Here is a 20603-nt window from a genome sequence, read left to right on the forward strand (position 1 = left end):
TGTGAGCTCTTTATTTAAACTAAAAAAAGTTTATTCTTTATTTCACATACTATAACCCCACTTTCTTTGTTACAAAACTCACTAAACCCTATAAAATAAAGGTTATTCATTTCACAAAGATGAATAATATTATCTATTTAATCACCCTTTTTCATAAGGTGTGACACAAGCATAAGGATAGTCAACTGTTTTTTTCTTTGATATATTCATAAAGTATTACAGAAGAAACATTTGTGATATATATCATTTGAAAGGAAGTAACGTCTTATGAAAGTTGTCGTTATTGGTTGTACCCATGCTGGGACAACAGCAGTTAAAAATATTTTAAAGCATCAACCTGATGCTGAAGTAGTAGTTTACGAAAGAAATAATAATGTTTCTTTTCTTTCATGCGGAATCGCACTATACGTTGGTGGCGTTGTAAAAAATGCTAACGACCTGTTTTACTCAAATCCTGCAGAGTTAGCTTCTCTAGGTGCAGTACTTAAAATGGAGCATGATGTGACATCCATTGATACTGAAAGTAAGTCAATTACAGCTAAAAACTTAAACACAGGAGAAGTTGAATCAACTACTTATGACAAGTTAGTTATGACAACTGGTTCTTGGCCAATTGTTCCTCCTATTTCTGGTATTCAATCAGAGAACATTCTTTTATGTAAAAACTTCAATCAAGCTAATGAGATTATCGCTAAAGCTGACAATGCTAAAAAAATCGTTGTTGTTGGTGGAGGTTACATTGGTATTGAATTAGTTGAGGCTTTTGTTGAGTCAGGTAAAGAAGTGACTTTAATTGATGGGTTAGACCGTATTTTAAATAAATACTTAGACAAAGCATTTACAGATACTTTAGAAGAAGATTTAAAAGATCGCGGGGTTACAATTGCTCTTGGTGAGAATGTTCAATCATTTGATGCAGACGAGACTGGTAAAGTAACAACAGTTCATACACCTAGTCAATCATTTGAAGCTGACATGGTTATTATGTGTGTTGGATTTAGACCAACAACTGAACTCTTAAAAGACAAAGTAGATATGTTACCAAATGGGGCTATCATTGTAGATAAATACATGAAAACAAGCAATCCTGATATTTTTGCTGCTGGGGATAGCGCTGTAGTTCATTACAACCCAACAGATTCTGTAAGTTACATTCCACTTGCAACAAATGCCATTAGACAAGGTATGTTAGTTGGTTTAAATATTAAAGAAGATACTTACGCTTATCGTGGCACTCAAGGAACTTCTGGGCTTTACTTATTCGGTTGGAAAATCGGTTCAACTGGTATGACGATTGAAAATGCACTTAATAGTGGCTTAGATGCTGATTATGTTTACTTAGAAGATAATTACCGTCCAGAATTTATGCCTACAACTGAAAAAGTAATGATGCAATTAGTCTTTGAAAAACAAACAAAACGTATTCTTGGAGCTCAGTTAATGTCACAATACGACATCACTCAATCCGCAAATACGTTATCATTAGCGATTCAAAATAAAATGACAGTCGAAGACTTGGCTATCAGTGACTTCTTCTTCCAACCACACTTCGACCGTCCATGGAATTACCTAAATCTTCTTGCTCAAGAAGCTCTAAATAAATAGATTTCTTAAGAACATAAGTTGGCGCTTATGTTCTTATTTTTTTAATTCCATATGTATCATAATACCATTAGGATCTACTATTTTGAACTCTCCTTCATTGATTATTTCAATTGAATTGTTTTCCTTTTGAGCTTTTTCTAATACTAAATTAAAATCAAGACTACTTTCCCAAATAATGGTGTACTCATTAATTCCTAACGTATGACCTTTTCGATTAGGAATTTGCTCACCTAGCCAATTGTTAACACCTATTTGATGATGATAACCATCCATTCCAAAGAATCTTGCATGTCCGCCTAAATCATCTGTTAAGTTAAAACCTAATATATCACGATAAAAATGTTCATTCTCAGTAAAGTTAGTTCCTGTTAAATGGACATGTCCCATCACAGTTCCTTCTGGCATATTTGGAGTGCTTGTTACACCAGCAGACAACACACCTTCTGCATCCAGTTCGATTGTAATACCTTTGATTTGTCCATTAGGTCGAATATCCCACTCTGCTTCTGCTTTATCACGGTAGATTTCAATGCCGTTTCCTTCTGGATCGTTGAGGTAAAGAGCTTCACTGTAACCATGATCTGCGGCTCCTCCCAATGGCGCTTGGATTTCAATTAAATGTCTTAGCACTTGCCCTAGAGCTTCTCTTGTTGGTAAAAGAAAAGCTAAATGATACAAGCCAGTTACTCTTTCTCTTATTTGAGTAGGATCAAGTTGGACTAAATTAACCAATATATTATTAGAATTTTTGATTCCTAAAGAAACTTTTTGGCTACTTTCTTCTATTATATGTAAGCCAATAATGTTTTGATAGAATTGTTTTTGTTTTTCTAAGTTATTGACGTTTAATGTCACTGCGCCTAATGTGATTGTTTGATTATATGTCATTTTTATACACCTCTTACTTTTTGTTAGTGATAGTATACTACTTATTATTTTTAATTACTAATAATAAGTATCAATAAAAAAATCATTTATGCCAAACCAGTTAGTTGTTTGACGTAAATGATTTTTTATTTGAAATAGATTATCTTCTTTTTTTTACTATTAACTCATCTGGATTAAAAGAAATCCGACGATGCACTTTTTTGAAAGTTGTTTGAGAAAATGACAAACTATTATAGTTCGCTATTTTTTCAGCTACTTCAAACATTAGAATTTCAATTTTTTGAGTAAACTCCTCTAATTGATTCACCTGACATGGTGTGTAGGATTCTAGAAATTCTATTTCTAGATGAGATAGTCTTGTTTTTCTCCCTGCATACTTGGCCCAATCGTTACTAGGGTTCGGAGCGTAACCCTTTGAAATATACCACATGGATACTAAAGTGTGTTTCATCTCTAACGTTAAATGCTCTAAAAAGTTGTACTCTTCTCTTTTCCAACAACGGTAAAGCTCAAAATACTGACCATAGTAACTATGAATTAAATTATCAAAAGTTTCTTGTGTAATTTGATAGCTCAACTCTTGAGACTTAGCAGATAATTCTTCTAATAACCCAAAATCTTTGACGATTTCAATTTGTTTCATCCAAATACTTGGCTCTAACTTGTCTACTGTGTAAATAAATAAATCTAATTTTATAAATGTTGCGTAATGAATAATAGAACTGTCTTCTGTTAACTCTTCAATAAATAGATACTTCCCAATAGCTCTAATAATTTCAACTTGTTTCCTTTTTAAATTCAATCCATCTTTAACAACGATTCTTACATCAATATCTGAATAATAGTCTTCTGTTTTGGTGCCGATAGAACCACTAAAAAAGCACCCTAATATTTCTTCATCTTCTTTAACTAAGCGAACTAATCGATTCTTTAATCGATCTCTGTCAACTGGCAAATTAGAGTCTACTAACATAATCTCTTCTTCCTCTCTTAACTCATCATCTCTTTTAATCAATAAAAAAGAGTTTTTTTAAGAATTTTGACACTTTTTTTAATATTCTACTTGTTTTTTTCACAAATTTCTTACGATTTTTCAATACAATCATGTGTCTCTTTGAATACAAGAGTAAAACTTGTAATAAATGAATAACTAATTCAGTTAAAAGATAACCGGTTTCTTTTATCTTTTAATGGGTAAAAAATAAAAATAGACCTAAAACATTCATCTATTTATTCGTTATAACCGATTTTATCATACATTTACTATTCGTGTGTACTCTTAAAATAAGATTATCAAAATTATTTTTTAGGAAACAAATCTTTATTATTAAATATTTCTAATTGAGATAGAATGTTACAAAATCAATGTTTCTGTAATCAAATTAATCAATTACTTTCACCTACGAAATATTTATCGATGTTAAAGTATGTTCTGTCGTCAGATACAACAAGACGAAAATTAATTAAAACAGAAGGAGATTTTTTAATCTTATGAAATCAATACACAAATTATTATTTGGAACTACTATGGCATTAGGCTTTGGAATTTTTGGTACAACTGTACTTGCTGATACTTTATACACTGTAAAATCAGGAGACACTTTATCAACTATCTCTCATAACTTTAAAGGTGACAACAGCTTAATCAATACAATCGCTAAAGACAACAACATTAAAGACGTTAACTTAATCCATGTAGGTCAAGAATTAACTATTAAAACTGATGGACAAGCTGTCTATACAGAACCACAAGCACAAGTAACTTACCAAGAAGAAGTTTATACTGAACCTGTATACGAAGAAACTTATGTAGCACCAGCTGCACAACCTTCATACAGTGGAGACTCTTCAAGTGCTAAAGAATGGATTGCTCAAAGAGAATCTAGTGGTAGCTATTCAGCAACAAATGGTCAATACATTGGTCGTTACCAATTATCTTCAAGCTATTTAAACGGTGACTACTCACCAGAAAACCAAGAAAGAGTTGCAGATCAATATGTAGCTGATCGTTATGGTTCATGGGAAAATGCTCAATCATTCTGGATGAACAACGGTTGGTACTAAGATAAACACTAAAGAAACTGGAAATCCAGTTTCTTTTTCACTTTAAAGATGTAAACGCTTGCATAACTTTTGATAATATGGTATAAATAAGGTGTAAGGAGCATATAGATTCCTAAAGTTGAATTAGGCAACAGTTATCTATCAACAAGTGAATCAGTTTATATGTATCTAGGCAGTTTAGTGTAAAAGAAGTAGGAATTTAATTCTCCTTACTCTTTACCAATAAGGTTAGCGATTTATGCAATAGCACGTTTCATCAATTAGTGTTTCATATTTTCAAGTTCTAAAAAACTAGAGGAAGAAAAAGATTAACTATTAATTGTTACATTTAAACGCAGCATAAAGAAAAAAGCTCAACTTTACTCAATTAACAATCTATACTCGTATTATACGATTTAAGAAGTAACAACTCTCCCTCGCTAACCTTATTATTTTAATTAAAACAGCTAATTCTTTAAAGAATTAGCTGTTTTTTTGTCTCTTTTATTTTTATTATGATACAGGCAACAATAAAAACCAAAATATCTAATAAAAAAATCTGTCCAAAGGTTCTTAAACCATCAATAAAAGTATAGTACGCTAATACCAGTAAGATACAAACAGATAAAAATAAACTAAATTTATTTTTAAGATTTACGTACCAACATAGATACGCTAAAACAGGTGATAACAAAGTGAACCATAACCAGTAAATAATTTTACTACTAGAAAAAATACCCAAAACAACAGCTGAGTACCAATAATAACTACCTATTAGTCCTGAAAAAAATAAGAAGACACTAATACTCGCTTTTAATGGCGTTCTACTATACAGGGCGATAGTTAAAGCTAAACATAACCAAATCGGCATTCTACTCATTAATCGATCAATCCTCAAATTTTCAACTAAGATAGGTAAATAGCCTTCTGGTAAACTATCTATATACTTTGAAAATAACCCTAGCAACACCCCTGCAATCAATAGCAGACAAATCATAACTAAGTCATTTAGGCGTTGTCTCTTTTCTTGGTGAGATATCTGTTCTAAATAAGTCACTACGCTCCACTCCCTCATCATCTTTTCTTATTCTAACAACTAAATCCTTAAATAATTGAAAAAGATTCTGAAGAAATTATTAATAAAGAAAAATCAAAAGTTCTTTGGATACAAAAATAGAGGTTCTCCAAAATGGAAACCTCTATTTTCAAATATAATGTTAACTCTTATTTACTCGGTTTAAATCTTTTAAGTCTTAAAGCATTTAGAAGAACTGATACAGAACTAAAGCTCATAGCCGCTCCAGCTATCATCGGGTTAAGTAATGGTCCTCCAAAGAGATACAAGACACCCATTGCTACTGGGATTCCTAACGTATTGTATAAGAATGCCCAGAAAAGATTTTCTTTAATATTTTTAATAGTAGCATGACTTAACTCAATCGCTGTTGGTACATCCATTAAATCACTTCTCATTAACACAATATCAGCTGACTCCATGGCAACGTCTGTCCCTGATCCAATCGCAATTCCAATGTCTGCTTGAGCTAAAGCAGGTGCATCATTAATACCGTCTCCTACCATCGCTGTCTTTTTGCCTTCTTTTTGAAGTTTCTTCACTTCATTAGCTTTATCTTCTGGTAAGACTTCACTTAACACGCGATCAATACCAACTTGCTTAGCAATCGCTTCAGCTGTTCTTTTATTGTCACCTGTTAACATAACGACTTCAAGCCCCATTTTATGAAGCTTTTGAATAGCTCTTAAACTACTTTCTTTAATGGTATCTGCTACTGCAATAATTCCGAGTAACTCTGAGTCACTAGCAACATACATCGGTGTTTTGCCTTCTTGTGCTAATTGATTTGATTTTTCTTCAAACGCTGATAAAGCAATTTGTTTTTCAACCATTAACTTTTTATTTCCTAACACGTATTTACTGCCATCTATCACAACTTCAATACCGTGACCAGGAATCGCTTCAAAGGCTTCAATTTCTTTAAAACTAAATCCTTTTTCTTCTGCGGCAAGAACTATTGCTTCACCTAATGGGTGTTCAGATCCTTTTTCTGCAGAAGCTGATAATAATAAAAGTTCATCAGCTGATAACACTCCTGTTACCACAATATCCGTTACAACTGGTTTTCCTTCAGTAATTGTTCCTGTTTTATCAAATACAATCGTTTCAATTTTATGAGTTGTTTCAAGAGCGTCACCACTCTTAATTAGTACCCCATTTTCAGCACCCTTACCTGTTCCAACCATAATCGCTGTTGGCGTTGCTAAACCAAGAGCACAAGGACAGGCAATAACAAGGACTGAAATCGTAATTGTTAAAGCGAAAATCCAAGATTCTTGTCCTAAAAAGAACCATGCTAAACCTGAGAATATAGCTAACACAATAACTATCGGTACAAAGACACCTGAAACTTTATCTGCTAATTGAGCAATGGGTGCTTTTGATCCTTGAGCATCTTCTACCAATTTAATAATTTGTGATAAAGTTGTATCCTTACCAACTTTAGTGGCTTCAAATTGGAACGAACCATTTTTATTAATACTTGCTCCAATAACTGTATCTCCTGCTTTTTTCTCAACAGGAATACTCTCACCTGTTAACATCGACTCATCAACTGCACTTGTTCCTGACACAATCAGACCATCTACTGGAATTTTTTCTCCTGGCTTAACAACAATGATATCTCCTAGTTGAACATCATCTACAGAAATTTCTTGTTCCACACCATCTTTAATAATGATAGCTGTTTTTGGAGCTAATCCCATTAACTTTTTAATCGCTTCTGAGGTTTTCCCTTTAGAAACAGCTTCAAAATATTTTCCTAATGTAATTAAAGTTAAAATAACTGCTGCTGACTCATAGTAAAGATTCATAGCAAAATGATGATCTCCTAAAAGGACCATAATTGTGCCGTAAAAACTATACAAGGCCGCATCACTGGTACCTAAGGCAACAAGAGAATCCATATTAGGATGTCCTTTAAACAGCGCCTTAAATCCAACTGTAAAGAAAGGACGTCCAATAATCAAAACTGGTATCGTTAAAATAAGCTGTAAAATCGCAAATCGTTCTGGATGAACCATAGGATGAATCAATTCTGGAATTGGTAATCCAACCATTTCTCCCATTGCAATATAAAGGAGTGGCACTGTAAATACCGCTGATTGCCAAAATCTAGCCCACATTTTTTTGATGTGTTTTTCTTTTTTTTCTTTATCTAAATCTGCTTGATTTTCTTGGGATAAACTTTCCAGTGCTTTATATCCTGCATCCTCTACAGCAGTCATAATATCCGTTGAAGAAACTTGATGACTATCAAAATCAACTGTCATTTTTTCAGTTCCCAAGTTAACAACAGCTTTTGATACACCATCTAATTTATTAACAACTTTTTCTACAGTCTGAACACATGACGCACAAGTCATTCCCTCAATGCTATATTGAATATGTTCCATTGGCATAGCAACCTTATAGCCAGCTTTTTCAACTGCTGAAATAATATCAGCTTCATTAAGCTCTCCTTGTTTCGTTTGTACTGTTAATTTTTCAGTTGCTAAGTTTACAGTTGCTTCTTCAACTTCTGGAAGCTTACTCACTACTTTTTCAACGGTTTGAGCACATGAGGCACAAGTCATTCCTTCTATTGTAAAGTTTTTATTGTCTGACATTTAATCTCCTCCTATCTATCCTAACAATCACACTGCCCCGGTATACAATTACACGCTACTTCTAGAGGTGCTTTTGTTTTTTTCTCTTTTAATAAGCTTTCCAAAATTTTAATATCCCATAAAGACAGTTCTTTTTCTTTAATAATATCTATTAATACTGTTCCAACTTTTTTATCGCAAATTTTATCCAATAGCTCACTACTGGCTTCTTTGATAGCTTCATTTTCTTGAACAGAAGCTTGATAAATAAATTGTTTTCCTTCTTTACGTGTAAATAAATAATCTTTAGCTACTAATCTTGAAAGAAGCGTTTTAACGGTAGATGGCTTCCATTCTGTTTTATTTTCTAACACTTGAATAATCTCTGTACTAGTTGTTTCTTCTTTAGTCCAAACCACTCTCATTATTTCCCATTCAGCATCTGTGATCATTTCTATTTGTTTCATTATATATTCCTCCTCTAATCAATTACGGTTGTAAATTATAAACCTATCATAACTTTATAAACTACATTTGTCAACTGATAAAGAAAAAGAAAACAACTTGTTAAATGCAAGCTGTCTTCTCTTTACTTATTTGGACTTTAAAGGAATCCTAACAATCACTGTTGTTCCTTCACCTAAATCACTTATTAGTTTAATCGTCCCACCTAAAATTTCAGTATAATGTTGGACAATTGATAAACCTAATCCAGAACCACCTGTATTACGTTGTCTTGATTGACTCACCCTGTAAAATCTTTCAAAAATCCGTTCCTTATCTTCATCAGCAATCCCAATTCCAGTATCTTCAACTGTTAAAATTAATTCTTGGTTTTGTTCTTTCAGATAAATAAAGATAGCGTCACCTTGTCCTGTATATTCAATGGCGTTTTCTAATAGATTTTTGACAATTAATTGAAAGGCATTTCCAGGGAGTTCAGTTTCTTGAGAAATGGAGCAGTCGAAAGTCACTTGAATATCTTTTTTAGATATTTTATAAAGATAACGTTCTAGCTCTTCCTCAACAACTGTTTCTGGATGACTCACAACAGTATCTAACATATAAATGTCTTTTTCAGTTTTTAGAAGCATCATAATATTTTGAATCAAGCCAAGTAATCTTTTTCCTTCACTTTCAATAATTTGAATAAACTCTTCTGAAGCATCTGCATCATCTTTAGCTCCAGCTAATAAAGTTTCAGCAAATCCAATAATGGAAGTGGTTGGCGTTTTTAATTCATGAGATATATTACTAATAAAGTCCTCATGAACTTTTTCAATTTGTTTCATCTCAGTCACATCATAAATAATCCCCACGTATTCAGTTGAACTTGATTCTAGAATACGGATAATCACATTTAAATCATGATTTTTCGGTTGATTTAAATGAATATCCCCTTGGACTTGTTGTTTGTTCGTTACGGCTTCTTCTATTAATTGGTTCATCTTAGAGTGATTAAACCAGCTCTTATAGTTCACGCCAATTTTAGCCCCATCAAATAATTTTTCTGTGACTCCATTAGCTAAAACTAAGTCTAACTCTTCATTTAGTATAAAAATACCAATATCTAGATTTTCAAATAAAAAAGCTAATTTTTCTTCATTTTGTAACTGCTTATAATAAAGTAGCTTCGTTTCGTCCATTAATTCATACATAGTTTGATACAACTCCTGCCATTCACTTGGTGCGTCAAGAACACCTTGATTCTTCTCTGGGTTTTTGATGGCATTTCGTAAAATAGGAAGGATAAATTGAATAGGTTTTTGGCTTTGTTTTAAGATATAAAAATACATGGATAAGATGATAACACTAATAAAACATAAGGCCAATAAGACATACCACTGAAATTGTCGTAAATGCTTCGAGACACCTTGATACGCTTCTGACAATCTCACTATACCTACTAATTGATTATCCACATAAATACCTTTAGCCACATAAATGAGTTTTTCATCTAAGGTTTGGCTATCTCGAACAGCAAAACCTTCTTTAACATTTCCTTCAATAATCCCTTGAACTTCTGAACGATTTTCTCTAGTGCCTTGAGCTTCTTTTTTATGAGATGAATCGTATTGAATCACCCCTTTTTCGTCTAATACGGTTAAGCGTCCTGTATTAACTAAACTTTGATCTAACTTGTCCTGATCAAAGCTCAAAGAGTCACCTTCAAAAATATAAGGCACCAATACATCAATCTCACTGCTCAGCTTTTCTTTTTGTTGATTAAGTACTTCTTGCTTAAAAAAGTAGGTAGTGTACAAGCCACCACCTACTAATAGGGTAATTACTAAGATTACAATCATTTTAGGTGTTAGTTGTCGGTGTAATTTACTCATCCTTCTAACTCCTGAAATTTGTAGCCAAAGCCACGAACTGTTTTAATGTATTTTGGTTTTTTAGGGTCATCTTCAATTTTTTCTCTCAGATGACTAATATGAATATCAACTGTTCTAGATAAATGATACATATCGTCTTGCCAAATTGATGTCATAAGCTCGTCTCGACTAATAATTCGATTTTGACGTTCCATTAAATAAATTAGCAATTCAAATTCTTTTTTCGTAAAGTTTAACTCTTCATCCTTTTTAGTCACACGATAGTCTTTCGGGTAAGCAACCAAGTCTCCCACAGCGATGAACTCTTTTTGACTTGATTCGGGAATTTTGTCACCAGATAAATCTAAACGTCTTTCTACTGCACGAATACGTGCGATTAGTTCTCTTGGACTAAAAGGTTTCGTTAAATAATCATCTGCCCCAATTTCAAGGCCGATAATTTTATCAACTGTTTCATCTTTTGCTGTTAGCATCAGAATCGGAGTTGCTATTTTTTCTTTACGCAATTTTTTAGTAACATCAAAGCCATTTACTTTTGGTAACATCAAATCTAATATAATAAAATCATATCGATTGGTTAAGGCTGCATTAATTGCGTCCTCTCCGTCATGGCAAACATCTACCTCAAAATTTTCTTTTTCAAGGTTATATTTTAACAGAGTTGTAATAGATGGTTCATCATCTACCACTAGGATTTTTTTCATTAAAAAGCACGCCCTTTCTTAAATGTTTAATCATTTAATACACTATACCACAGAATGGACACGCTTTTAAATGGATAACTTTTACTTAATATTACCTTCCATATCACGTTCAACTTTCATGTCTGCCATACTAATGTAACCTAATTCCTTAATAACATTCTCTTGTACATCATCACTCTTCATGTAGTCAACAAATGCTAACACTTCTTTTTTAGCATCTTTTTGAGTATACATATGCTCATATGCCCAAATTGTCCAAGAGTTGTCTGCAACATTCTCATCTTTTGGTTCAACGCCATCAATACTTAAACCTTGTAGAGAATCATCAATGTAAGAAAATGCTAAGTAGCTGATTGCTCCTGGTGTTTCAGCAACGATTTTTTTAACTGTTCCTGAAGAATCTTGCTCTTGCCCTTTAGCTGGTTTTTCACCTTCTAAAGCCCATTTTTCAAAGGTTGCACGAGTTCCACTTCCTTCAGCACGGTTAACTAATTCAATCTTTTGGTCTTTACCGCCAACTTCTTTCCAGTTAGTGATTTCCCCTGTGAAAATATCTTTTAATTGATCTTTTGTGATGTCAGTTACACCAGCTTCTTTATTAACAACTGGCGCAATACCTACTACAGCGATTAAATGATCTTCTAAGTTTGAAGAATCAATTCCTTCTTTTTCTTCAGCATAAACATCTGAGTTACCAATATCCACAGCTCCTGTTGATACTTGTGTTAAACCAGTTCCACTTCCCCCACCTTGTACAGTGATTGAGTAGTTTGGATTGTCTGTCATATAAATTTCAGCTACTTTTTCAGCTAATGGTTGAATGGCTGTTGAACCTACTGATGTAATAGCAACTTGTTCTGTTTTTGATCCTGATTCTTTTGAAGCACTTCCAGCAGCTGAATCTTTTGTTGATCCACTTCCGCCACATGCTGCTAATGTAAATAAAATCCCTACTGTTGTTAAAGATAACATAATTTTTTTCATGGTTGTAATAAGCTCCTTTGGTTTTTGATTACACACAGAGTGTAACAACTGAATGTAAAATCTAAACCCTGTTATTTGTAAAAGTTTCGTAAAAATAACTTTTGTTTTAACTTTTTAGCTTATTTTTCTATTTTTTAAGTAAAAATTATCTCATGAATATGTTAAGTATCTCAAAATTGTAAACTAGAAAGATATATTGAATAGACAAAAAAACAACCTTCAAAACTAACTTGAAGGTTGTTTTTAACTTGTATTAAACTGCTTTTGTTTGTAATTCTGGTTCGCCTTCACCTGTAACTGCTTCTTTAGTGATGACAACTTTTTTAACATCTTCTCTAGTTGGAATCTCATACATCACATTCATCATGACATGCTCAATAATTGAACGTAACCCACGAGCTCCTGTATCTCTTTCAATTGCTTGGTTAGCAATCGAATTAAGCGCTCCAGGTGTAAACTCTAAAGCTACTTCATCTAAAGATAGAAGTTTTTTGTATTGTTTAGTTAATGCATTTTTAGGTTCTGTTAAGATACGAACTAAGTCTGCTTCTGTTAATTTTTCAAGAGAAGCAATGACTGGTAATCGACCAATAAACTCTGGGATTAAACCAAATTTTAATAAGTCTTCTGGAATAATTTGTGACATGATACTTGCTTCTTCGTCACGGTTTTTATTTGTTGTTCCAAAACCAATAATTTTTTCACCCAAACGCTCTTTTACAATGTTTTCAATTCCTGCAAACGCACCACCAACAATAAATAAAATTTCAGTTGTATCAATCTGAATCAACTCTTGTTGTGGGTGTTTACGTCCTCCTTGAGGTGGCACACTAGCTACTGTTCCTTCTAATATTTTAAGAAGTGCTTGCTGTACCCCTTCACCAGAAACGTCACGAGTAATTGAAACATTTTCACTCTTACGAGCAATTTTATCAATTTCATCAATGTAGATAATACCACGTTGGGCTTTTTCTACATTATAGTCAGCTGCTTGAAGTAATTTCAGTAAGATATTTTCAACATCTTCCCCAACATAACCAGCCTCTGTTAAACTCGTTGCATCAGCAATAGCAAATGGCACATTTAAGGTTTTAGCTAGAGTTTGAGCTAAAAATGTTTTACCAGATCCAGTAGGTCCGATTAAACAGATGTTACTCTTTTGAAGTTCAACTTCATCTTGAATATCGTCTTCTTCTTCAAGAGCCATTTGTTGCACACGTTTGTAATGGTTATAAACAGCTACTGCTAAGACGCGTTTAGCTCGTTCTTGACCAATCACATATTCATTTAAGATTTCTAAAATTTCTTTAGGTTTTAATACATTGATTAAATCTGATGCTATTTCATCTTGAATTTCTTCATCTATAATTTCTTTACATAAATCAATACATTCATTACAAATATAGACACCAGGGCCTGCTACTAATTTTTTTACTTCGTCTTGTGATTTACCACAAAAGGAACAACGCACATCGTTATTCTCATCTGTATTGTCGTACATAGACATCCCTCCTGTTAAACAAATAAGTCACAAACTTATTTGCTATTCATCCCGTATATTCTAACACAACACTTAAATGGATGCATTAAAAAGGTGTTTCCTTAATAGTTCCTTACAAATAAAAGGAGACCAACTCTGATGAGTCAGCCTCCTTTTTAAAGATCTTAAAATTAAGCTTCTTCTTTAGCAGATGAAACAATTGCATCAACCGCACGTTTCATTTTAATGTCATGAGCTAACATGTCATTGTTTAAAGCGCCACGTACAGCACTTTCTTCCATGTTGTATTGAGCAGCTAAATCTTTGATTTCAGCATCAATATCAGCATCTGTTACTTCGTAGTTTTCAGCTTCAACGATAGCTTCAATTACTAAGTTAGTTTTTGTTCTAGCTTCAGCTTCACCTTCAAATTGAACGTGTAAGTCTTGCTCAGTTGTACCAGTCATTTGGTAGTATAATTCTGGTGAGATTCCTTGACGTTGCATGTTACCTAAGAATTCATTCATTCCACGGTGAACTTCGTCATGAACCATTACGTGTGGTAATTCAACGATTTCAGCATTTTCTACTGCTTGAGCAATAGCTGCTTCTTCGATTGCATTTTTAGCAGCTTCTTCTTTAGCAGCTGTTAATTCTTCTTTGATTTTAGCTTTTAATTCTTCTAAAGTTTCAACTTCATCGTCTACATCTTTAGCGAATTCATCGTCTAATGCTGGTAATTCTTTAGATTTAACTTCGTGAACTGTTACTTTGAAAACAGCTTCTTGTCCAGCTAAGTCTTCAGCTTGGTATTCTTCTGGGAAAGTTACTTTAACGTCTAAAGCATCTCCAGCTTTTGTTCCTACTAATTGATCTTCAAATCCAGGAATGAATGAACCTGAACCTAATTCTAATGAGTAGTTTTCACCTTTTCCACCTTCAAAAGCTTCTTCGCCTTTGAAACCTTCGAAGTCGATAACAACAGTGTCGCCGTTTACAGCAGCTTCTTCTTTGATTACTAATTCAGCTTGGCTAGCTTGTTTTTGCTCTAAGTTAGCTTCTACATCAGCATCAGTTACTTCACGGTCTTGAGCTGGTACTGTTAAGTTTTTGTACTCACCTAATTTTACTTCAGGTTTTACAGTTACTTCAGCAGTGATAACCCATGCTTGACCTTTTTCCATGCTTTTAACATCGATGTTTGGTTGAGTAACTGGCTCAATTCCAGCTTCATCAAGTGCAGCACTATAAGTTTCAGGTAATACGTGATTTAAAGCATCTTCAAAAAGAGCTTCTTCTCCGTACATTTTGTTAAACATTTGACGAGTAATTTTTCCTTTACGGAATCCTGGTGCACTGATATCTTTTTTTACTTTGTTAAATGCAGCAGTTAAACCTTCTTGGATTTTTTCTTGAGCGATTTCGAAAGTTAAAGTACCTTCGTTAGTTCCAGTTTTTTCCCATTTTGCAGACATTAATATGTACCTCCACATTATCTATTTGTAATTTTTTACTTACTAACATACCCTACAATCTTACACTAAAGGTTAGTGATTGTAAACATTTTTCCATTACCTTATCTAATCAAAAGACATTAATTTCAATACTTCCTCATCCAGTCTCTCTTGAATATTCTGAACCTTTGAATCTGTTATTGAATGACTTCCTTGCCCGTACTTTTCTAAGTATTCTTCTACCCAAGATTGAACTGGTTTCATTACTTCATCTTGAAACGGATACAAGCAGCCAATATGAATTTTTATTGTGCTCAAGACTTCTTTTTTAAGACTTGGATTATGTTGTTCAAAATAGTCACTTACTTCTTTTAATACCTGATTATTTTGATAAGCCTCATTTAATGTTAAAGTCTCACTCCCTACAAAGGAAACAACTTTATTATCATACGTCAATACCTCCACTGGTTCTGTCAAGCGAAGTTGAACCAGATGTTGTACAAGCTCATTTTTAGAAAATAAAGATACATCTGGATTCACTAGTAATTCTTTAGCTAGTGATATTACGATCTCTTTCGGTAAAAAAATTAATTTTTTTAGATATTTACCTTGTTGAAAAGATGGATAATCAACAAGTGATGTAACCTCTATTTCAAGTTTTTTGAATTTTTCTTTGTACACCATCAAATGATAATCTTTAGCAATCCTATAAGCCTTCTCAAAATCTTGTTGATTCACTAAAGATTTTTGAGCTAATAATTTTTCGATTTCTAAAAAATAAGTTAATTGAAGTAACACTTCAAAATAAACAGATTGATTTGACTTTTCTTCTATATATATTCTTTTATTTTCAAGAATGATGGCATAAGCACTTTTAAATTCTTTTAGCTTAGTTAAACTTCTGACTAAAGAAAGATTTGCTAAGGGATCGTTCTTTAATGAATAAGCTTCTTCAAAACAATCTCTAGCTTCTTCGTACTCTTCATTTTCAAAAGCTGCCTCACCAAGTTTCATGTAGCGCTCAAACATATCTGGCATCTCTAACAAGTCATCACTTCCTTTTCTATAACCTAACAAAAAAAGAGGCGGACAATAGTGTCACACCCTCTTTTTTATCTTCTTATCCTAATTAATCTTGTAATAATTCAAAGATTTCCAATGCTACTAAATCAATGTCATCGAATTGATACACTTGTTGAGAACCTGTTTCAGTTAACTCAAACATGTCAGTGCTACTGTCAAATGTTACGATGCATCGCTCTTGTCCTTCTTGTTCAAAACGACGAACTTGCACCTCTGTATCGTTTGCTTCTACCATAGCGCTCAATCTTTTAATGATTGCCGTTAGCTTAGAATTTTTCATAGAGCTAGCCTCCTTAAAATTTCTTCTGCTTTATTGTAACAGAAACACGCTTAACATGCATTTAAAATAGATAACTTTTTTTATTATTATTGAAAATAATTAATCTTCCCACCAAAGTTTAATTAAAGCTTGGGTGCCATCATTTTCAAAACCCTTATCTATCAACTGATTGTATAGATTTCTTGCTTCTTTTGTAGCTGGAAGATCGATGTCCATTTTTTCAGCTTCAGCTAAAGCAATATTTAAATCTTTAACAAAATGCTTAACAAAAAAGCCAGGTGTATAATCTTGTCTTAAAATTCTTGGCGAATAATTCGTTAGGGACCAGTTAGCTGCACTTCCCCCACCTACAGTATCAATTACTTTTTCAACATCAAGCTTAGCTGCTTTTGCATAAACTAATAATTCTGTCATCCCAGTCATAGTTCCAGCAATCATAATTTGGTTAGCCATTTTAGTGTGTTGACCACTACCAGCTGCTCCTTGTAAATTAACTTTCCCGCTAAAAACTTCTAAAACAGCTTTAATTTCTTCATAGATTTCTTCCTCGCCACCAACCATAGTTGTGAGCGTTCCATTTTTAGCACCTAAATCCCCACCTGACACTGGAGCATCCAAGGCAAAACCATGACGAAACTTCGCATCTCTTGCTATTTTTTGTGCTAACGACGGTGTACTGGTCGTCATATCAACTAAAATTTTCCCTGCAATGTCGGTTTGGAAGATACCTTCTGAACCATAATATATTTCTTCCACGTCTTCTGGAAAACCAACCATACTAAATATTAACTCACTAGAAGCTGCCACTTTTTCTGGCGTTTCTCCCCACGTAGCACCTAATTCAATTAATTCATCTGTTTTTGATTGCGTTCTATTGTAAACCATTACCTCATAATTTGCTTTCAGTAAATGCTTGACAATTGAAGCACCCATAACGCCTGTTCCAATAAAGCCTATTTTTTTCATTTGGTTCACCTCTTTAACTTAATAAGTCTATTATAAACAAGTATAAAGAAAGATGAAAGCATTGCTTTATTGGTCATTTTCAAATGGTAATGAACTCTTTCTAATTAAATTAATTTAACTGTTCTTCTATAGAAGTAATACATACCACCAACAAATGATATTCCGCCTAACAATAATGGTACTAGCCGACCTATACCACCTGTCTGGGGTAACATTTTTTTCTGTTCGTTATAGATAATAATTGACAACTGATTCTTATCCTTATTCCAAGAAACGTCTTTTAGTTCTTTACCTGATTCTTTTTCTGTTACTAGCCATTTATCCTGATTCTCGTCAAAACTCAGCTTTATATCTTGATCTAGTAAAATGTAGTCATTAGGAGCTTTGGTTTCTCTGATATAGTAAGTTTCTTTGACATTTAGCTCTGAAACAGTGAACTTTCCATCTTTATCAGTGGTATATTCTGTGGCGTTAGAAATTTCTTCGCCCTCTTTAAAGACTTTAAAAGAGACATCTTTAATCGGTTTCTTTGTGTCTTGATCTTGTTTAATAACTTCTAGCTCTGTTTTTGAACGAGCATTTACTATTCCCAACTCAACATCACCTGACACTTTATTATGTTTACTTGCTTCTTCTATAAATTCTACTTTTAACTCATGTTTCTCTACATTACCATCTATTAGAAAAGCAGATCGACCATCTTCAGACATTTCAACTTTATAGACAGTATCAATCTTGTCATACCCTTCAGGAGCTTTCGTTTCACGTAACTCATATGTTTGACCTTTAAACATAGGTCCAGCAAGAAAAATAACTTCTCCATCTGCATTAGAGGTTGCTACTCTAGGTTCCTCTAAATCCCCTCCTGATAACTCAAATGTCGCCCCTTTTAGAGGTTTCTTGTTTTCATCTATTTTGTTAAGCCAAAGATTATATCTTTTTTCATTAACAATTTTCCCATCTAATCCATCTGGCCAAATAACTTGTAAGTCCTCGTCAACTATAAGGACTACATCTTCATGAGGAATGTATTGCCCCGTCGCCTTACTTTCTTCCAGTACATATTGTCCTGGAGTAAAATTATAATTAAATCTCACTTTACCTTTTGAATCAGATGTTTTTGTATCTAATAATTTCCCCTTATTATCTTTTTGACCATCATCATATTCATAAATTTTAAAGACAGTGTTTGGTAATGCTTTATCATCTTGATTAACTTTATCAAATTCTATTTTAGTACTTCTTAATTTAGTCGCAACATGATTAGAAAATTGAGTAACTGATTCTTTCGACGGCTGATCTTGACCTCCAAAATAACTAAAAGTCGTTGAAGCTTGATTGATAGACAATTTATCCATAGGAACATCCTCTGTGGCTTTTACCTTCACTCTTAAACTAAAATCTTCTCCGTAATATTCATGTTGTGCTGCAAGATAATTTATCTGCTCTACTTGATAAGCAGTTAAATCCAGTGAAAATGATTGTTGATTTTCGTAATCATTGCGATCTAACTCACCTAAAGATAACGTTGACCCATTTAAATTATATAAGGTAAACGGCTTATCAGTTAAAACAATTCCATCAGGTAACTCATCTTCTACTTGATAATCAGTGGGTAAGATAATCCCGTCTGAACCAATGTTTACTGTTTTTTGATTAATAAAGTAATAAAATTCTTGCTCTTTTTCAATAAATCTTTCTTCACGTTTAGGGACACCAGGGGCTAGTTCATCAGGTTTATCTAAGTCATGTCCCTCAACCCGGTAATAACCGGGTACCTCAGAGTTCCCATCTGATGTTTGATAAACATCTAAGTCATTATAATAACGTTGTGAAAACCCAGATTGATTCCCAGTTGGATGATTAGCCTTATCTCCTTCTTGATACTGATTCAAAGGTTGAACTGTCTTTATTGGGATTCGGTGACGATAAGGAGCATCAATTTTAGCGCTTGAGATCGAGAACCAAACTTGTTGCTTATGATAAAGAGTCCCAGCTAAAAATTCATTACTAGTTCCCATTAAAGGAAATTGGACTGAAGCTTTATGAAAAGTATTCCCTCCTAGATAATCAGTAAACGTATTATGAGTTCCATAGTAAATATTTTCATACTTCAAAGACGCCTTTGGGTCCTCTTTCCATGATCTTTCTCTGTCACCTCTTTTAACTAACGTTTCCCTCGCTAAAATACCATCTCGATCATGTATTTCTTTTGCAAATTCGGGATTGTCACCTTTACTCGACCCGTTATCAGAATGACCATTCAATGAATTAAATGACATAGCAGATTCCCCGTATCCATCCTCATAAGATTTAAAATTAACTAATTCCATATATTTGGAATCATCCGGATTAGAATAAAAATACTCAAACTTCAATCTGGTTGAATGAACCCCAATATAAGAGATACCTGAAAATAAATTGGAAGCTAAATCAATAGAAGATATTTCATGTCCATATCCTTCTAAATTAACAGGTCCCTTCTCAATTTCTGAAATCGTTAGATAAGCTCCAATTTGCCTTCTTTCTAAGTCATCATTTTCCATATAACCTATTTGTGGATACATCACCCTAATTTGAGTATTTAAAAGTTTTTCTCTTGATGCCATATAAGGAAATTCAATATTTATCTTCCCTGATGTTTTAACATAGCTTGGGAAAATTTGATTTCTATCATATTCATAACTACCTTCACCAATATTCGGGTGTTCTTTTTTATACTGATCGTTGTGTTCTCTTGTAACAATATTAATACTTGCTTCTTTAGCGTAGTCACCTGTAATCTCAACTTTTAAATCATTTGGGTCGTTGACAACATCTTCACTAATAATTAACCCACTAAAACTATCTATTTCTAGTTTACTTTCATCTGCACGGGCTCTATTTTCACCAAATATGCCTAGTATCATTATCATTAATAATACGCCAAATAATTTAGAGAATTTATGATTAACTTTTATTTTTTTAAAATACGTTAACACTAATCGTTTCACTCCTTTCAAAAAATCTAACTCTAAAAAAAGATCTAGGAAACAATTGTTTTCTAGATCTTTTCTTCTCTCAGTCCTTACTCACTACATTGAGGCTTAAGTAATCGTTAGAAGTGGGTTTCCG

16 protein-coding genes are annotated in these 20603 nt (G+C 33.2%); 2 read left to right on the forward strand and 14 right to left on the reverse strand.

Annotation, left to right across the window (positions count from 1 at the left end):
• Positions 1-267: 267 nt before the first annotated feature.
• Positions 268-1605: an FAD-dependent oxidoreductase gene (locus ACODH8_RS08015; RefSeq protein WP_332466301.1), complete on the forward strand. Its 1338-nt coding sequence runs from the start codon at positions 268-270 to the stop codon at positions 1603-1605.
• 33 nt (positions 1606-1638) lie between these two features.
• Here the strand turns inward: ACODH8_RS08015 and ACODH8_RS08020 are convergent, their stop codons facing one another.
• Both ACODH8_RS08020 and ACODH8_RS08025 read right to left on the reverse strand, forming a co-directional pair.
• On the reverse strand, positions 1639-2493 hold the full coding sequence (locus ACODH8_RS08020; RefSeq protein WP_332466302.1) for a VOC family protein: 855 nt from the start codon (positions 2491-2493) through the stop codon (positions 1639-1641).
• A gap of 139 nt (positions 2494-2632) precedes the next feature.
• Positions 2633-3466, reverse strand: a complete 834-nt coding sequence (locus ACODH8_RS08025; RefSeq protein ID WP_332466303.1) for a hypothetical protein — start codon at positions 3464-3466, stop codon at positions 2633-2635.
• A 518-nt stretch (positions 3467-3984) separates the two neighbouring features.
• Between ACODH8_RS08025 and ACODH8_RS08030 the strand changes: the two genes are divergently transcribed.
• Positions 3985-4557: a LysM domain-containing protein gene (locus ACODH8_RS08030; protein ID WP_332466304.1), complete on the forward strand. Its 573-nt coding sequence runs from the start codon at positions 3985-3987 to the stop codon at positions 4555-4557.
• 454 nt (positions 4558-5011) lie between these two features.
• Here the strand turns inward: ACODH8_RS08030 and ACODH8_RS08035 are convergent, their stop codons facing one another.
• From ACODH8_RS08035 to ACODH8_RS08090, 12 genes are all read right to left on the reverse strand, one after another.
• Positions 5012-5593, reverse strand: coding sequence for a hypothetical protein (locus ACODH8_RS08035; protein WP_332466305.1), 582 nt, complete (start codon positions 5591-5593; stop codon positions 5012-5014).
• Positions 5594-5760: 167 nt separating this feature from the next.
• Positions 5761-8220, reverse strand: coding sequence for a heavy metal translocating P-type ATPase (locus tag ACODH8_RS08040; RefSeq protein ID WP_332466306.1), 2460 nt, complete (start codon positions 8218-8220; stop codon positions 5761-5763).
• Between the two features lie 20 nt (positions 8221-8240).
• Positions 8241-8666, reverse strand: a complete 426-nt coding sequence (locus ACODH8_RS08045; protein WP_332466307.1) for a CopY/TcrY family copper transport repressor — start codon at positions 8664-8666, stop codon at positions 8241-8243.
• A 126-nt stretch (positions 8667-8792) separates the two neighbouring features.
• On the reverse strand, positions 8793-10538 hold the full coding sequence (locus ACODH8_RS08050) for a sensor histidine kinase (RefSeq protein ID WP_332466308.1): 1746 nt from the start codon (positions 10536-10538) through the stop codon (positions 8793-8795).
• Positions 10535-11242: a response regulator transcription factor gene (locus ACODH8_RS08055; RefSeq protein WP_332466309.1), complete on the reverse strand. Its 708-nt coding sequence runs from the start codon at positions 11240-11242 to the stop codon at positions 10535-10537. The genes ACODH8_RS08050 and ACODH8_RS08055 overlap by 4 nt, the downstream gene beginning before the upstream one ends.
• An 81-nt stretch (positions 11243-11323) precedes the next feature.
• Positions 11324-12226 carry a phosphate ABC transporter substrate-binding protein PstS family protein gene (locus ACODH8_RS08060; RefSeq protein ID WP_332466310.1) on the reverse strand — a complete coding sequence of 301 codons (903 nt, stop codon included), beginning with the start codon at positions 12224-12226 and terminating at the stop codon, positions 11324-11326.
• 253 nt (positions 12227-12479) lie between these two features.
• Positions 12480-13727, reverse strand: coding sequence for an ATP-dependent Clp protease ATP-binding subunit ClpX (gene clpX / locus ACODH8_RS08065; protein ID WP_332466311.1), 1248 nt, complete (start codon positions 13725-13727; stop codon positions 12480-12482).
• Positions 13728-13897: 170 nt separating this feature from the next.
• The gene (gene tig, locus ACODH8_RS08070; protein ID WP_332466312.1) at positions 13898-15181 is read right to left on the reverse strand and encodes a trigger factor; all 1284 of its coding nucleotides are present in this window, start codon (positions 15179-15181) and stop codon (positions 13898-13900) included.
• Positions 15182-15286: 105 nt separating this feature from the next.
• A complete protein-coding gene (locus ACODH8_RS08075) occupies positions 15287-16207 on the reverse strand; it encodes a tetratricopeptide repeat protein (protein WP_332466313.1) in 921 nt (306 codons plus the stop codon).
• 82 nt (positions 16208-16289) lie between these two features.
• A complete protein-coding gene (locus tag ACODH8_RS08080; protein WP_332466314.1) occupies positions 16290-16523 on the reverse strand; it encodes a YkuJ family protein in 234 nt (77 codons plus the stop codon).
• A gap of 99 nt (positions 16524-16622) precedes the next feature.
• Positions 16623-17489: an NAD(P)-dependent oxidoreductase gene (locus ACODH8_RS08085; RefSeq protein WP_332466315.1), complete on the reverse strand. Its 867-nt coding sequence runs from the start codon at positions 17487-17489 to the stop codon at positions 16623-16625.
• Between the two features lie 104 nt (positions 17490-17593).
• Positions 17594-20470 (reverse strand): SpaA isopeptide-forming pilin-related protein, encoded by a 2877-nt coding sequence (locus ACODH8_RS08090; RefSeq protein WP_420517661.1) that lies wholly within the window; start codon positions 20468-20470, stop codon positions 17594-17596.
• Positions 20471-20603: the final 133 nt, after the last annotated feature.

Origin of the sequence: Vagococcus fluvialis, assembly GCF_048815235.1 — a bacterium.
In the GTDB taxonomy this organism is placed as follows: domain Bacteria; phylum Bacillota; class Bacilli; order Lactobacillales; family Vagococcaceae; genus Vagococcus.

Coding starts and splice junctions, on each gene's coding strand:
- ACODH8_RS08015 (WP_332466301.1), top strand. CDS start 268: ATGAAAGTTGTCGTTATTGGTTGTACCCATGCTGGGACAACAGCAGTT.
- ACODH8_RS08020 (WP_332466302.1), bottom strand. CDS start 2,493: ATGACATATAATCAAACAATCACATTAGGCGCAGTGACATTAAACGTC.
- ACODH8_RS08025 (WP_332466303.1), bottom strand. CDS start 3,466: ATGTTAGTAGACTCTAATTTGCCAGTTGACAGAGATCGATTAAAGAAT.
- ACODH8_RS08030 (WP_332466304.1), top strand. CDS start 3,985: ATGAAATCAATACACAAATTATTATTTGGAACTACTATGGCATTAGGC.
- ACODH8_RS08040 (WP_332466306.1), bottom strand. CDS start 8,220: ATGTCAGACAATAAAAACTTTACAATAGAAGGAATGACTTGTGCCTCA.
- ACODH8_RS08045 (WP_332466307.1), bottom strand. CDS start 8,666: ATGAAACAAATAGAAATGATCACAGATGCTGAATGGGAAATAATGAGA.
- ACODH8_RS08050 (WP_332466308.1), bottom strand. CDS start 10,538: ATGAGTAAATTACACCGACAACTAACACCTAAAATGATTGTAATCTTA.
- ACODH8_RS08055 (WP_332466309.1), bottom strand. CDS start 11,242: ATGAAAAAAATCCTAGTGGTAGATGATGAACCATCTATTACAACTCTG.
- ACODH8_RS08060 (WP_332466310.1), bottom strand. CDS start 12,226: ATGAAAAAAATTATGTTATCTTTAACAACAGTAGGGATTTTATTTACA.
- clpX (WP_332466311.1), bottom strand. CDS start 13,727: ATGTACGACAATACAGATGAGAATAACGATGTGCGTTGTTCCTTTTGT.
- tig (WP_332466312.1), bottom strand. CDS start 15,181: ATGTCTGCAAAATGGGAAAAAACTGGAACTAACGAAGGTACTTTAACT.
- ACODH8_RS08080 (WP_332466314.1), bottom strand. CDS start 16,523: ATGAAAAATTCTAAGCTAACGGCAATCATTAAAAGATTGAGCGCTATG.
- ACODH8_RS08085 (WP_332466315.1), bottom strand. CDS start 17,489: ATGAAAAAAATAGGCTTTATTGGAACAGGCGTTATGGGTGCTTCAATT.